Annotated in this window: 12 protein-coding genes and 1 other RNA gene; 5 read left to right on the top strand and 8 right to left on the bottom strand. The window is 23.8% G+C overall.

The window, feature by feature from the left end; all coding sequences use genetic code 11:
* Positions 1 to 148: 148 nt before the first annotated feature.
* Together H7S46_RS00945 and H7S46_RS00940 are read right to left on the bottom strand one after the other, a co-directional pair.
* Complete coding sequence (locus H7S46_RS00945) at positions 149 to 715, bottom strand: 50S ribosomal protein L25 (RefSeq protein ID WP_183042974.1); 567 nt, start codon at positions 713 to 715, stop codon at positions 149 to 151.
* Positions 716 to 737: 22 nt separating this feature from the next.
* Positions 738 to 1685 carry a ribose-phosphate pyrophosphokinase gene (locus tag H7S46_RS00940; protein ID WP_183042973.1) on the bottom strand — a complete coding sequence of 316 codons (948 nt, stop codon included), beginning with the start codon at positions 1683 to 1685 and terminating at the stop codon, positions 738 to 740.
* Positions 1686 to 1782: 97 nt separating this feature from the next.
* On the opposite strand from H7S46_RS00940, the gene prfA reads away from it, so the two are divergent.
* Positions 1783 to 2874 (top strand): peptide chain release factor 1, encoded by a 1092-nt coding sequence (prfA, locus tag H7S46_RS00935; RefSeq protein ID WP_183042972.1) that lies wholly within the window; start codon positions 1783 to 1785, stop codon positions 2872 to 2874.
* On the opposite strand, the gene H7S46_RS00930 is transcribed toward prfA, so the two are convergent.
* The 6 genes from H7S46_RS00930 to H7S46_RS00905 are packed head-to-tail and all read right to left on the bottom strand — an operon-like array spanning position 2867 to position 9486.
* The gene (locus tag H7S46_RS00930) at positions 2867 to 4006 is read right to left on the bottom strand and encodes a lycopene cyclase family protein (protein ID WP_183042971.1); all 1140 of its coding nucleotides are present in this window, start codon (positions 4004 to 4006) and stop codon (positions 2867 to 2869) included. The two genes, prfA and H7S46_RS00930, sit on opposite strands and share 8 nt — an antisense overlap.
* Positions 3988 to 4869: a phytoene/squalene synthase family protein gene (locus H7S46_RS00925; RefSeq protein WP_183042970.1), complete on the bottom strand. Its 882-nt coding sequence runs from the start codon at positions 4867 to 4869 to the stop codon at positions 3988 to 3990. The genes H7S46_RS00930 and H7S46_RS00925 overlap by 19 nt, the downstream gene beginning before the upstream one ends.
* Positions 4866 to 6320 (bottom strand): phytoene desaturase family protein, encoded by a 1455-nt coding sequence (locus H7S46_RS00920; protein WP_183042969.1) that lies wholly within the window; start codon positions 6318 to 6320, stop codon positions 4866 to 4868. Before H7S46_RS00920 ends, H7S46_RS00925 begins: the two co-directional genes overlap by 4 nt.
* On the bottom strand, positions 6317 to 7744 hold the full coding sequence (gatB, locus tag H7S46_RS00915; protein WP_183042968.1) for an Asp-tRNA(Asn)/Glu-tRNA(Gln) amidotransferase subunit GatB: 1428 nt from the start codon (positions 7742 to 7744) through the stop codon (positions 6317 to 6319). The genes H7S46_RS00920 and gatB overlap by 4 nt, the downstream gene beginning before the upstream one ends.
* A gap of 19 nt (positions 7745 to 7763) precedes the next feature.
* Entirely contained in the window at positions 7764 to 9191 is a 1428-nt protein-coding gene (gene gatA, locus H7S46_RS00910; RefSeq protein WP_183042967.1) for an Asp-tRNA(Asn)/Glu-tRNA(Gln) amidotransferase subunit GatA, read from the bottom strand.
* Between the two features lie 7 nt (positions 9192 to 9198).
* Entirely contained in the window at positions 9199 to 9486 is a 288-nt protein-coding gene (locus tag H7S46_RS00905) for a hypothetical protein (RefSeq protein WP_183042966.1), read from the bottom strand.
* Positions 9487 to 9558: 72 nt separating this feature from the next.
* Between H7S46_RS00905 and hisG the strand changes: the two genes are divergently transcribed.
* The 4 genes from hisG (at position 9559) to rnpB (ending at position 11382) form a co-directional block, all read left to right on the top strand.
* Positions 9559 to 10185, top strand: a complete 627-nt coding sequence (gene hisG, locus H7S46_RS00900) for an ATP phosphoribosyltransferase (protein WP_183042965.1) — start codon at positions 9559 to 9561, stop codon at positions 10183 to 10185.
* Between the two features lie 12 nt (positions 10186 to 10197).
* Positions 10198 to 10626, top strand: coding sequence for a 50S ribosomal protein L13 (gene rplM, locus H7S46_RS00895; protein WP_183042964.1), 429 nt, complete (start codon positions 10198 to 10200; stop codon positions 10624 to 10626).
* Between the two features lie 27 nt (positions 10627 to 10653).
* On the top strand, positions 10654 to 11037 hold the full coding sequence (gene rpsI / locus H7S46_RS00890; RefSeq protein ID WP_183042963.1) for a 30S ribosomal protein S9: 384 nt from the start codon (positions 10654 to 10656) through the stop codon (positions 11035 to 11037).
* A gap of 19 nt (positions 11038 to 11056) precedes the next feature.
* An RNA gene (gene rnpB / locus H7S46_RS00885) (RNase P RNA component class A) lies at positions 11057 to 11382 on the top strand.
* The last annotated feature ends 3692 nt before the right edge of the window (positions 11383 to 15074 follow it).

Below are 15074 nucleotides of genomic sequence, written 5' to 3'. Positions count from 1 at the left end.
TTATTTTATTTTTTGAGATGAAGTGTGTTGTGTTATGTTTTGTAATGGATTGGATTGTATTGAGTTTTTTGTTTTTTAAGTTCATTTATGCTATGGGTTGTTTTGTTTTTTGTAATGTTTAAAGTGTTTTGGTATGTTTTACTTTAAGTTACATTTTTGTGATACGTTTTACGGTAAGAATTTTTTGGTTATTGTTTTTTTCTAAAAATAAAAGGTTTTTTGTATTATAAATATGTTTTAAAGCTATAGTCTGCCCTATAGATAAATTACTTACATTTATTTCAATAAACTTAGGAATATATTTAGGTAAACTTTTTATTCGAACATAATTTCTATGTAAAAATAGTAATCCTCCTTCTTGTTTTACACCTTTACAATTTTCTTTTCCTATAAGTTTTATTTTAACTAGTACATTAATTCTTTTATTTTCATTAATACGTACAAATTCTATATGATTTATTAAAGCCTTAAAAGGATGACGTTGTATTTCATGTATCATAACTTTTTCTTTTTTATTATTTATTATTATATAAAAGATAGAAGAAAAAAAGTTGTCTTGTTTTATAAAATTCCAAACAAATTTTTTATCTAAAGCAATAAGTAAGTTTTTTTTATTCCCTCCAAATAATATCGCAGGTATAATTGTGTTATTACGTAATCTTTTATTTGCTTTTTTTCCTATTTTATACCTAATAAAAGCCTTAATTTGTTGCATTATGAACATTCCAAATAAATTATTAATTAAACATTGCACTTATTGATTCTTCATTGTTCACTCTACGAATAGCTTCTGCTATTATACTAGATACAGATAATTGTCTAATTTTTTTACTAGCTATAGCTTTTTTGGATAAAGGAATCGTGTCTGTAATTATTAATTTGTCGATAAAGGATTTATTTATATTTTCAATAGCATTACCTGATAATATAGCATGAGTATTATAGGCAAATACATATTTAGCTCCTTTTTTTTTTAATGATTCAGCTGCTTGACACAACGTACTGGCCGTATCTGTAATATCATCGATTAAAATGCAGGTACGTTCTTTAATATCTCCAATAATATGCATTACTTTTGTTTGATTTTTTTTATGACGCCGTTTGTCAATAATAGATAAATCTACATTTAATTCTTTAGCTATGGAACGTGCTCGCACAACTCCACCAATATCTGGTGATACTATCACCATATTCTTATATTTTTGAATTTCTATATCTTTTATAAAAATAGGAGATCCATAAATATTATCTACTGGCACATCAAAAAAACCTTGTATTTGATCAGAATGTAAATCCATAGTCATAACACGATTTACACCCGCTTTAACAATCATATCCGCTATAACTTTTGCAGATATAGGAACACGGTTAGATCTTATTCTTCTATCTTGACGTGAATACCCTAAGTAAGGGATTACCGCAGTAATCCTTGTAGCAGATGCCCTGCGTAAAGCATCTATAATTAAAATTAACTCTATTAAATTATTATTAGTAGGTACACAAGTTGATTGTAAAATAAAAATATCTTTACCTCTTACATTTTCTTTTATTTCAACAGAAATCTCCCCATCACTAAACTTATTAACTATAGAATTACCTAATTTAGTCTTTAAGCAACTAGCAACTTTTTTGGCTAGTTCAATATTCGAATTGCCAGTAAATAGCATTAATTTAGAAAAAATCATATTTAGTCTTACCTATCGTTAAAAAGTAATATAGAATAATAATCATAGTATTATATAAGAAAATTTTTGTAATTAATATAATTGTAGGTCAATTAATTTGATAAAAAATAATTTAAGACATTATTTACTTAAACTTGAAAAAAAATTTTGTTGTTTATCTATTTTACTTTCTAAACTTGAAATTCTTTATATGAAAGAAAAATTTATAAAATACTCCCGCGAATATTCAAAATTAGCAAAATTAGTAACTTGTTGGAGAACATATAAAACTTTAGAAATAGAACTTCTTTACAATAAAAAACTATATAATGAAAATGATAATGATTTAGAATTACGTTTTTTAATAATTGAAGAACTAAACAACATAAAAAGTAAATTAGTTAATTTAAAAAAAAATATAAAAAAAACTTTAATAAAAACTTATAATAAGGAAGATAAACATGGTATTTTTTTAGAGTTACGTTATGGAGCTGGGGGTTCAGAAGCAGCACTTTTTGTTGGGGATTTATTTAGAATGTATTCTAAATATGCAGAAAAAAATAACTGGAAAATTGAAGTGATTAGTTTTAGTTCAGGAGAATATGGTGGGTTTAAAGAAATTATATTAAGAATAAAAGGATATGGTATTTATGGTAAATTAAAATTTGAATCTGGGACTCATAGAGTGCAAAGAATTCCAAATACAGAAGCTTTAGGTAGGGTTCATACTTCAACATGTACTGTAGTTGTTATGGCTGAACTTAAAAAAGCTTTAAATCTTAAAATAAATATAGAAGATTTAAGAATAGATACTTATAGATCGAGTGGTGCAGGGGGTCAGCACGTAAATACAACTGATTCTGCTGTTAGAATAACGCATTTACCTACAAATATAGTAGTGGAATGTCAAACTGAACGGTCTCAACACAGTAACAAAGAACGTGCAATTTTATTATTAAAAGCAAAGTTACAACAAAAAATTAAAGAGGAATTTCAAAAAAAACAAACAAAAATAAGAAAAACATTGATTGGTTCTGGAGATAGATCAGAGCGGATACGCACTTATAATTATTCACAAGGCAGAGTTACAGATCATAGAATAAATTTAACAATTTATGATTTAAATAATATTATAGATGGTAATTTAGATGAAATAATAAATCCATTAATTAATGAAGTTAAATCAGAACAACTAATGAGTATTAGTTAAATAAGTTCAAAAAAATAGTATATAATAAAAAGAATTTGGGTTTTATAAAAAATAAAATATTTAATAAATCTAAGAATTTATAATAATTGGTAAAAAAATAAATTAAAGAATCAGAATTAGTTTTATAAAATATATTCGTGAGTAATAATAAAGATATTTTAGGATATAGTTCAATTGTTTTCATAAAAATATAATCTAAAAATATAAAAAAATAAGAAATCTTTGGTAGGATAAGTTTTTTGTTAATTGATATATTATAAGCACATTTTATAGCCCATTTTTGAATTTCATGAAAAGAAAAACCATTTGATGTGCGTATATAACACCCATATATTTGAGCTAAATTTTTGAGTGTTGTTTTATTAGTTATATAAGCCATAGGAATATGTCCTGTTTCTTCTCTTAAAATTTGATAATTAGATTTTCCTATTTGAAGATTTAAATAAAATTTAAATAAAGTCTTTATAAAAAAAACATCTTTAGAAAAAAAAATAGTCCATTCAAATAAAAAATTATTGGTTTTTAAAGGTAGTATATAAATAAAATTAACTTGGTTATATTGTAAATATTTGTTTATATAAAAATTCATTAAATATGGTGTTGAAAAAAATTTAAAATTTTTAGTAGAGTATAACTCTATACCAAAAAAAGTTTGGTATTTCCAAGGGGAATAAGAAGAAAAATTTATTGGTTTAGGTGTAGTATCTAAGACCCAACGTGCGTTTTTATATTTTCCATTCGTTAATTTTACAGCTACATAACCGTTATATTCTTTAATATTAATTATTTTATTATTATACGATTTTATATTATAAATATTTTGTATTCTATTAAGAACTTTTTTATAAAAAAATATTGATCTAATATTTTCATATGGAATAGAAGAAGTTATTATTGAATAATATGGGTTTGCTTTTTTAAAATAAAAAGAATACCAAAAAGTTTTGCAGCAGCTTAAAAATGCATGATTGTTAATTCTCCAACCACACCATGTTTTGTCATTATTATATAATAATTTATTTTCAATGATTAAAATGTTAAAGTTATTTGGTAAAAAACTTAAATAATATGCTAAAGATAAACCAGAACATCCACCTCCTAAAATTAAAAAATCTATGTCATTTTGTAACATATTAAAACAATTTTAAGAATTAAAAAAATTTTATAATATAAAGTTATAAAAATACGTTTATATATCCAATTGTGGATATTGTGGCGGTTTGTTTTACGTATTTGATTATGGATTTTATAATATATTGAACTAATTATCTTTATAAAAATACGATTAGTATAATTTAATTGATAAATATTATTTATCCCTTTATAATAAAAATAATGAGATAAATTAAGTGTATTTAGAATAGCATTATTAATTATTTTATGTTTTTTATTTATGGGACTATTAGATAAATAAATAATTTCTTTTGCACTTATATTATTAACCCAACGCGCAGGTAAATAACGCCTTCCTTTCAAAGCGTCCTCTAACACATCTCTAGCTATATTAATTAGTTGCATAAAAATGCCTAAGTGTATCGCATTACGAATATTATGTCTAGAACTTTTTATAATAGGAAAAATTAATAAACCTATAGTGCCTGCTACGCCATAACAATAATATATTAATTCTTTTTCAGTTTTTATATTAGCTGGATAATGTATATCTTTTATTAACATTTTGATTAAAGCAATAAAAAATTTTATATTTATTGCTGTATTTTTTTTTAAAATTTGTATTAAAAACGAAAGTTTATCTAAGTTTTTATTGTACTTATTTTTTAGTTGGTTTAATATTAAATTAAGTCTTTTAAATGATTTTGTTTTTTTAGACGCTAAATTATTTTTATCAGCAATTTCATCAAGAGTTCTACAAATAAAATACAAAAGTTTTATATATTTAGAATATTGTTTTTTTATAAAAAAACTTGTAAAGTAAAGATTTTTACTATAAATATTTACTATTTTATTTGATTTTTTATAAAAGTTTTGTTTCATATAATTAATTTATCTATTATTTTAGCACTTAATAAAACCCCTGGTATTCCTGCGCCTGGATGTGTTCCAGCACCTACTAAATAAAGATTTTTTATGTTTTCGGATTTATTATGAAATCTAAACCATGCTATTTGATTTAAATTAGGAGAAATGGAAAAACCAGAACCATAAATACTATGATATTTTTCTTTAAAAAAGGTGGGTGTAATATAAAAACATGTTATTATATTTTTTTTTAATTTGGGTAATAAGTTTGAATCTAATATTGTTATTATAGATTGAACAAACGTTTCACTTTCATATCTTGACCAATTATTATAAAGGTTTAAATTAGGGACTGGGATTAATGCATAAAAAGTAGAATGTTTGCAAAAATGATCAGTTTGATTTGGGTGATGTAAATAAATACAAATGTTTGTTTTACTAAAACATGTGTTATTAAAAATATTTTTGATTGATTTAGTGTAATATTTATTAAAAAATATTGTATGATGAGAAATTTTTGAATAAAAATAATTAGTGCCAAAATATAAGATAAATAAACCAATTGAATATTCTAAATTTGATAAATTTTTTTTTATATTTAAATCTTTTTTAAGAATATTTTTATATAAATGTATAGGTTCAATGTTTGATATAATATATTTAGAATTAATATAATGATTATTATTCAATAAAATTGATATTGCTTTTTTTTTATGTGTTATAATTTTTTTAACACAAACACCAGTATATATTTTAATCCCTTCTTCAAGCATTAAAAGTTCTAAGTTTTGTATTAATTTTCCTATACCTCCTTTTGGAAAATGTATACCCCCTTTACGTTCTAAATATAATATTAACGAATACAAACACGAAATTTTATAAGGATTTCCTCCGATTAATAAAGGATAAATAGAAAAAATTTGTTTTAATTTATTATTTTTAAGATAATGATTAATTAAATAAAAATATGACTTATAACATTTTAAGTTAATGAAAATAGGTATGCATTTAATCATTTGATAAAAATTATTAAAGGGTTTGTTGGAAAATATTTTAAAACAAATGTCAAAAAAGCTTTGAGAAATGAATAATAAGTGCTTATAATTTTTGAGATCGTTTTGTGAAAAGTTTTTTATATTATTTTTAGTTTTTGTTATATTAGCGCAATACTTAAATGAAGTATTATCAAAGAAATAAAACTTATACCAATTTTTTAATTCTAAAATTTTTACATAAGTCTTAAGTTTTTTTCCAAAGATATTAAACAATTCTTCAAATAAATAAGGTGCTGTAATAATTGTAGGACCTGTATCAAAAAAGAAATTATTATCTTTAAATATTTGTGCTTTACCACCTATATTTTTATTACGTTCTATTATTATGACCTCAAATCCTTTTTTTTTTGCTCTTAACGCAGCTGCAATACCTCCAAAACCAGAACCAATAATTACTATTATATTTTTCATATTATTTTTTTTATTAAAAACTTAATTTGTTTTGGATTTGTTGCTTTATTTTTTGAATTTTTTATCACCCGACCTATTAAAAAATTTAATATTTTTTTCTTTTTTTTATAATTGCATTTTTTATATAATATGATTTGGATTATATTTTCTTTAAATGTTATTTTTAGAATTGTTAATAAGTTATTATTATTTATTTGTTCTTTTTTTAAATTATTAATTTCTGTTTCTATATTATTTAAATGTGTTGACCACAATTTATTAAAAATAAATTTAGCATCATTATGATTGATATTATTGTTTTTTATATAAAATAATAATTTACCTAAAACTTTGGGTTTAATTGGGTTTTGTGTTATATTTAAATAATATACTTTTAATTTTTCAAAAAGATAACATCTTACCCACACAGATATTAAGTGAATATCTTTACAAATTTCAAAGGTTTTTTCAACAAACCTTGCTATATCTAAAGTGTTCGTAAATATTTTGGCTTCTTTAAACGATAATCCTAATTGTTTTATAAGAGTTTTTATTTTTATATGAGGTAATTCAGGTATAGAATTTTTTTGTTTTTTTATAAAAGTTTTGTTTAATTTTAACTCTAATAAATCAGGACAATTAAAAAATAAATAATCATTTTGATTTTCTTTTTTTCGCAAAGTATAAGTTTTATTTTTTTTATTATTATATAAACGAGTTTCTTTAATTATTTTACCACCTTTATTTAAAATATTTATTTGTCTTTTAGTTTCATATAAAATGGCACCTTTAATATTTTTATAAGAGTTTAAATTTTTGATTTCTATATAATTATTAAGTTTTTTATTTCCTTTGTTTCTTATAGAAATGTTTATATCACAACGCAATGAACCTTTTGATAATTCTGCATTAGAAATTTTTATATATTTTACTATTTGATTTATATATTTTACATAACTTATAACTTCAGCATAATTTAATATACAAGGTTTAGTTATTATTTCTAACAAAGGGATACCTGATCGATTAAAATCAATTATACTATGATTCTTATGATGTAATAATTTACCGGCATCTTCTTCTAAGTTTATGTGATCTATATAGAAAGTTTTATTTTTGATTGTAATTTTGCCTGATCCTAATATTGTTTTTTTTCTTTGACTAATTTGATATCCTTTAGGTAAATCTGGATAAAAATAATTTTTTCTTTCAAATATAGCTTGATTATAAATTTGAGTGTTTATAATTAAACCAAAACGAATTGCCATATCTAAAGCTGTTTGATTTAAGATTGGTAAGATCCCAGGCATTCCTATATCATAATTACAAATTTGTTGGTTAGGGTACAAACAATTTCTTGTAGATATTTTAGAAAATAATTTAGAATTTGTGGATAATTGTATATGAGTTTCTATGCCAATAATAGTTTCCCATTTACTTAACATTATTTAATTTATATAACCTTTATAAAACGTTAGGATAATTTAAATGCCAATGTGTGTGTTGTTGAAAATAATGAGCTATATTTAATAATAAGTGTTCCGTAAAATGAGGTGTTATTACTTGCAAACCAATGGGACATTTATTAACAAAACCAATAGGTATATTTATCGATGGTAAACCTGCTAAATTGACTGAAATTGTGTATATGTCTTCTTGTATATTTAAAGTCTTATTTTTTTTTGTATGAATTTGTTTAGCGACATAATTTGTTGTTGGAATAAAAATGCAATCAACTTTTTTAAAACTTTTTATAAAATTATTGTAAATGATTTTTCTTATTTTTTTGGCTTTTATTAAATAATTATATTTATTTAATAAATATGCTCCTATTAAAATCCGATTTTTTACCTCTTTACCAAATCCTTTTGTCCGAGTTTTAAAATATAATTCTTCTAAAGATTTAGGATTTCTTTTATAATACCCAAATTTTATTCCATCATACTTTGCTAAATTAGAAGCTGCTTCTGCTGAAGCTATAATATAATAAGCGGAAATAGCAGTGTCAATATAAGGTAAGCTAATATCAAAAAATTCTATCCCTAATTTTGTATAAACGTTTATTGTTTCTTGTATTATATAAGAAACTTTTGCCGCTATATTTTTAAAGTATTCTATTGGCAAACCTATTTTTTTCCCTTTTAAAGAGTTATTTAAAAATTTTAAATAATTATTCTTTTGTAAGTTTAGATTTGTTGAATCAAAAGTATCATAACCAGAAATGATATTTAATAATATGGCACAATCTTTTACAGTATGTGCCATTGGACCTGCTTGGTCCAAGCTAGATGAATAAGAGATAATTCCATATCTCGAAAGAAAACCATAACTCGTCTTTAAACCAGTAATACCACAAAAAGAAGAAGGCAATCTTATAGAACCTCCCGTGTCTGTGCCTAAAGAAACCGGTATTAACCCAGCCGATATAGCTGAAGCAGAACCTCCAGAAGATCCACCTGATACTAATTTTAAATTCCAAGGGTTTTTAACTAATCCAAAAAAACTATTTTCATTAAAAGAGCCCATTGCAAATTCATCCATATTAGTTTTACCTAAATTTATAAGACCAGCATGTTTTATTCTTTCAATAAGTGTGGAATTATACGTTGGAATAAAATTTGTTAACATTTTAGAACCACAAGTTGTTTTAATGCCTTTAGTACAAAATAGATCTTTAAAAGCTATAGGCACTCCATGCAATTCATTATTTTGATTGAATTTACGTAAAAAATCACTTTTGTTTGCGTCTTTTAGAGCATTTTTATATTCAATAGTTATAAAATTATTTAAAGATTTATTATTTTTTTTTATTGTTTTTAACAAAAAGTTTATTAATTCATAACAAGAAAAATGATTATTTTTTAATCCTTTTATAATATCAATGATTGTCATATAAAATTTATAAAATATTAGGAAGTATTATATAATAATTAGTTTTTTTAGGTGCAGATCCAATATAAGTTTTTATTTTTTTATTTGTTTGTATTTTATCTTTTCGTATATTTAATAAATAAATATTATTTAATGGATTTGTAATAGGTTTAATATTTTTTAGATAATAAAAAGACAAAACAAAAACAAATATATTGTTTAATAGTAAGTTTATATTTATTTTTAACGTGTTTAAATTAATATCATGTTTATTTATTTTAGATAATTTAGATAAAATTTGTTTGTTAAAATTCATTAACCTTTTCCTTAAACTGTTCTTATTATATAATATAATTTTATAATATTTAAGATAAAAATGGTTACATATATGATAGAACCTTTAGTAATTGCTTTATCAAAAGGACGTATACTACTAAAAAGTTTATCGCTTTTAAAAAAAGCTGGTATAATTCCTATTGATTCTATAAAAAATAATAGAAAATTATTGTTTAACACAAAAAAAAAATATTTAAATTTAATATTTTTAAGAGCTATTGATGTACCTACTTATGTAAAGTTAGGTGCCGCAGATATGGGAATTGTAGGTAAAGATGTTTTGTTAGAGAATGGGTCTAAAGGATTATATGAACCGATAGATTTTAAAATTTCTAAATGCAGACTAATGACAGCCGGACTAATTGGTTTTACTGTAAAAAATAAAACTCGTAAAGTCGCAACGAAATTTGTAAATATAGCAAAAAAATATTATGCAAGCAAAGGTATTAAAGCAGATATCATAAAATTATATGGCGCGATGGAATTGGCCCCACTTATGAATTTAGCAGAGGAAATAATAGATATTGTTGACACAGGGAATACATTAAAAGAAAATGGAATGGAACCAAAAGCATTAATAAAAAAGATAAGTACCAGATTAATTGTAAATAAAACATCTATGATTATAAAATATAAATCTATAACTCCATTAATCGAATTATTAATTTCTATTATATAATAAGGGAATGATATGAAAACTTTTAATGTGAAGGTAAAGGATGTAAAAAGAGAATGGTATATAATAAATGCATATAAAAAAACTTTAGGCAGATTATCTGCTGAAATAGTTCATTATTTATTAGGTAAAAATAAAGTGATTTATAATAATTATTTAAATATAGGAGATAATATTATCATTATAAATGCAGCTCAAATAAAATTCACGGGAAATAAATTGATAAAAAAAATTTATTATTACCACACAGGTTTTCCTGGGGGTTTACGAAAAATAAAATTATTAGATATGTTAAAAAATAATCCAGAAAAAATAATAAAGATAGCAGTTAAAGGTATGTTACCAAAAAATTCATTAGGTAGATTAATTAGTAAAAATATTAAAATATATAAAGGAAAAAAACATCCACACACCGCACAACAACCTTTAGAATTATTAATTTAAAGGATTAATAAAGGAAAGGATAAACTTATGTTTTATTATGGGACAGGACGGAGAAAAACAGCTAGTGCAAGAGTATTTATAAAATTAGGTAATGGTAAAATTTTAATAAATAAAAATGAATTAAAAAAAAATATTAAAAATATAAATCTCTATTGTCTAATAATTCAACCATTAGAATTAACAAATAATGTAAATACATTTAATATAAAAATTACTGTAACAGGGGGTGGTTTTCAATCACAAGCTGAAGCAATAAGACATGGAATTTCTCGTGCTTTATTAGCTTATAATAATAATTTACGGTATAAATTAAGAATGAATGGTTATTTAAAGAGAGATTCAAGAGAAGTTGAAAGAAAAAAAATTGGTTTAAAAAAAGCAAGAAAATCACCACAATTCTCTAAACGTTAAAATTATTTAATATAATTAATGCAGTCACTTATAATAAAATTTTTTATAAGAGGAAAGTCCGGACTCTTTGAGCAAAGTGCCAGTTAAGTACTGGGCAAACATTTTTGACGGAAAGTGCACAAGAAAAAATACAATCTTTTTAATAGATAATGGTGAAAAGGTTTGGTAAAAGCATACCACGTATTTGGTAACAAATTCGTTATGTAAACCCCACTTTGAGTAAAACTAAATAAGAATTTAAAGCGCTCTATAAATTATAAATTACAATTCTTGGTAGGTTGCATAAATATATATAGCGATGTATATGTTAGATAAATGACTGTAATTTGTACAGAATCCGGCTTAGTATATGTTAATAATAAATGTATTAGATAATTTATTTTTTATTAATCAATTTATTTGTTAATAACTAATAAAGATGGTTTTTAAATAGATTGTATTGTACGTTCTGTTTAGTTTAAGTTAAGTTTTGGATTGATTGGTTTTGGTTTGTTATGTGTTGGTTTGTAATGGTTTATTAATTTAAGTTTTGTTTGTTTTGTAATGGTTTGTTTTTGATTTGAGGTTTAGTTGTGTAATGCTTTAAGATTAAGATAAGTTTGCTTTGTGTTGTGTAATGTTGTGTTAATTTAATATAAGTTGTGGTATGTAATGGAGTTTGTTTGGAGTTGTGGTGTTGTGTAATGGTTTGTGTTGGTTTTTGTTTTGATTGGTCTGTTTTGTAATGGTGTGTTATTAAGAAGTGTGTTTTAAGTTGTTTTAGTTATGTGTAGTGTAGTGTTTTGTAAGTTAAGTTTAGTTTGGGTTAAGTTATTTCAAGTTGGGTTGGGTTGGGTTAAGTTTTTTATTTTAAGTTGTAATGGTTTTAAATTGTTTGTGTTGAAGTGAGATGAGATGAAGTGTTATGTTATGTTATGTTATGTGTTGTAAGTTGTTGTTATTTGTTGTTATGTGTTGAAGTGTGTTGGTTTGTAATGGTTTGGTATGGTATGGTATGGTTTGTAATGGTTTAGTTTTAAATGGTTTGTTATGTGTTGTTTAAGTTGTGTTGAGATGAGATGAAGTGTATTAGTGTTGTAAGGTGTTGTTATTTTATGTGTTGTGTTGTTATGGTTTGTGTAATGGAGTTTGTTTGTTTGTTTGTTTGTTTGGGTTTGAGTTTTGAATTGATTGTTTTGTTTTGTTTTGTTTTAAGTTGTTTTGTTTTAAGTTATGTTGTTATGTTTTGAAGTGTTTTTGTATTAAATTGTTATGTGTTTTTTTAAGTGTGTTAAGTTAATGTAAGTTATTTTGTTTTAGTGTAGGGTTGGGTTTGTTTTGTTAGTGTGGTTTTTGGTTTTGGTTTTGATTAAGTTGTGTTATTATGTGTTGTTATTTGTTGTGTTGAGATGAAGTGTGTTGTAAGTTGTTGTTATGTGTTGGTTTGTGTAATGGTGTTTTGTGGTATGTTTGTTTTGTGGATTGTTTTAAGTTAATGTATTATTAAGTTTGTGTTGTAAGTTTTAATTTTTTTTACATTAAGTTAGGTTAATGTTTTGTAAGTTGTGGTTTTTTAAGTTGTGTAATGGTTTGAAGTCTTTTTGATTGTGTTAAGTTTATGTAATGGTGTGTTAACTTAAGTTGTGGTGTGTTTTGTTTGTGTATTAAGTTAATGTAATGTTGTGTAATGTGTATTGAGTTGTGGTGTTATGTGTTGGTTTGTGTTTAGTTGTGTAATGGTGTGTTTTTGTAATGGTTTGGTCTGTTTTAGTGTATTTTAAGTTATTTTATTTTGTATTAAGTTTGGGGTTGAGTTTGTATTGTTTTTGTAATGGTTTATGCTTTGTTATGTTATGTGTTGAGATGAAGTGTGTTGTTTAATATAAGTTTTTTGCTTTGAGTTTTGTTTTCTTTGAGTGTGAGATGAGATGAAGTGTATTAGTGTTGTAAAGGTGTTGCTTTGTTATGATATGTTATTTGTTGGTTTGTGGTGTTATGTGTTGTAATGGTTTGTTTTGTTTTGTGTTTTATTTTTTGAGGTTTAGTTATGTAATGTTTGTAATTTGGATTAATTTAAATTAATTTGGTATGTGTTGGTTTGGTTTTGTTTGTAATGGAGTTTGTTTGGGGTTGAGTTTTGAATTGTTTTTGTAATGGTTTATGCTTTGTTTTGGTTTGATTATTTTGTTTAAAATTAATTTGTATTAAGTTAAGTTAAGTTTTTTTTTAGTTAGGTTTGTGTAATGTAATGTGTTGTGTAATGGATTTTAGTTGTTTTTTATTTTTGTGTTGTGTTAAGTTGTGATGTTTTAAATTGTTTTGTTTTGTTTTGTTTTATGTTATGTTGTTTTAGTTTAGTGTAATGTTGTTTAATTTATTTTATTTTAAGTTGTTGTAATGTATTTTGTTTTAAGTTAATGTGGTGTGGTTTATGTTGTTTTTGATTAATGTGTTTTAAATTGTTTTAACTTAACTTGTTATGTTATGTGGTTTGTATTGTATTGTTTTGTAAGTTAGTTATGTGTAGTGTGTTGAGGTGTAAGTTGTTATATGTAATGCTTGGTGGTGTTATGTGGTTTAAGTTGTTTTGTTTTGTGGTGTTATGTTATGTGGTTTTGATTAAGTTGTTTGGATTAATTAATTTAAGTTGTATATGTTTAGGATTAGTTATGTGTAGTTTGTTTTGAAGTTATTTGTTTGTGTAATGCTTTGTAAGGTTAAGTTAATTTGGTATGTGTTGTAGTTTGTTTGTGTAGTGTAAGTTAGGTTGAGTTTTTGGTTTTGATTGTTTAATGTGGTGTTTTGGATTAACTTACACTAACTTAACTTAAGTTGTTGTGTTGAGATGAGATGAAGTGTATTAGTGTTGTGTGGTATGTTTGTTTTGTTTAGTGGTTAGGTTTTGATTGTTTTGTGGTATGTAATGTTTGGATTTGAATTGTTTTTGATTGGTCTGTTTTGTGGTGTAATGTTGTTTACATTAAGTTAGTGTAGTGTATGTAAGTTTAGTTAATTTGGTTTACAAAACAAAACAAAACAAAACAAAAAAAAACATTAAATTAATTTAAGTTAGTGTTATGTTTTGTAAGTTTGAGTTTAGTTTGTTTAGTTTTTAATATAAGTTGTGTTAAGTTTAGTTTTTTGTTTAGTTAATGTAAGTTGTTATGTAATGGTTTACAAAGTTGTGTTTTTTTAAGTTGAGTTGTTTTAAGTTAATGTATTTTGTTATGTATTAAGTTAATGGTTTGAAGTGTTTTGTGGTTTGGTGTAATGTTGTGTAATGTAATGTAATGTTGTTATGTAATGTTATGTGTTGTGTAATGTAATGGTGTGTAAGTTATTTTATTTTGTGTTTTATTTTTTTAAGTTGTTTTGTTGTTGAGATAAGTTGTTGTTGTTTTGAAGTGAGGTGATTTGTTCTGTTTTGGATTAGTGTAATTTGTTTTAAGTTAGTAGGTTAATGTAATTTAAGTTGTGTATTTGTGTTATGTGTAGTGTAGTTTGTGTAATGCTTTGTAATGTAATGTAATGTAATGTTTTGTGGTTTATGTTGTTTAAGTTGATTTGTAATGGTTTTAAGTTAAGTTAAGTTAATGTTGATATGAATTGTAATGATTTTATTTTATTTGTTTTAAGTTGTTTTTTATTTGATGTTGAGATGAATTGTAGTTGATGTTGAGATGAATTTCTTTGATATGATTTGAAACGTTCAGTGCTGTGCTGTGCTGTTCTGTTCTGAAGTGTTTTGAAGTGTTGAGATGAGATGAAGTGTTATGTGTTGTGTTCTGTTGTGTTCTTTTATTTGATTTAAATTGTTTTTATTTAATTTGATATGTTTTGAAGTGTTTTGTTCTTTTATTTTATTTGTTCTGTTCTGTTCTGTTCTGTTCTGAAGTGTGTTTTTGAAGTGTTGCTTTAAGTTAAGTTAAGGTTAGGTTAGTGTAGTGTAGTTTGGGTTTGAATTTGTTGTTGAATTGATTGGTTTGTTTTTAATGTTAGTTGTTGTAAAATAATTTATTTTGTTGTTAAGTTGTAATGCTTTGCTTTGTGTTGTTTAA

Source organism: Candidatus Portiera aleyrodidarum (genome assembly GCF_902713745.1).
Classification (GTDB): domain Bacteria; phylum Pseudomonadota; class Gammaproteobacteria; order Johnevansiales; family Johnevansiaceae; genus Portiera; species Portiera aleyrodidarum_D.
This window is presented reverse-complemented; position numbering and strand designations above follow the sequence as displayed.

Coding starts and splice junctions, on each gene's coding strand:
- H7S46_RS00945 (WP_183042974.1), bottom strand. CDS start 715: ATGCAACAAATTAAGGCTTTTATTAGGTATAAAATAGGAAAAAAAGCA.
- H7S46_RS00940 (WP_183042973.1), bottom strand. CDS start 1,685: ATGATTTTTTCTAAATTAATGCTATTTACTGGCAATTCGAATATTGAA.
- H7S46_RS00930 (WP_183042971.1), bottom strand. CDS start 4,006: ATGTTACAAAATGACATAGATTTTTTAATTTTAGGAGGTGGATGTTCT.
- H7S46_RS00925 (WP_183042970.1), bottom strand. CDS start 4,869: ATGAAACAAAACTTTTATAAAAAATCAAATAAAATAGTAAATATTTAT.
- H7S46_RS00920 (WP_183042969.1), bottom strand. CDS start 6,320: ATGAAAAATATAATAGTAATTATTGGTTCTGGTTTTGGAGGTATTGCA.
- gatB (WP_183042968.1), bottom strand. CDS start 7,744: ATGTTAAGTAAATGGGAAACTATTATTGGCATAGAAACTCATATACAA.
- gatA (WP_183042967.1), bottom strand. CDS start 9,191: ATGACAATCATTGATATTATAAAAGGATTAAAAAATAATCATTTTTCT.
- H7S46_RS00905 (WP_183042966.1), bottom strand. CDS start 9,486: ATGAATTTTAACAAACAAATTTTATCTAAATTATCTAAAATAAATAAA.
- hisG (WP_183042965.1), top strand. CDS start 9,559: ATGATAGAACCTTTAGTAATTGCTTTATCAAAAGGACGTATACTACTA.
- rplM (WP_183042964.1), top strand. CDS start 10,198: ATGAAAACTTTTAATGTGAAGGTAAAGGATGTAAAAAGAGAATGGTAT.
- rpsI (WP_183042963.1), top strand. CDS start 10,654: ATGTTTTATTATGGGACAGGACGGAGAAAAACAGCTAGTGCAAGAGTA.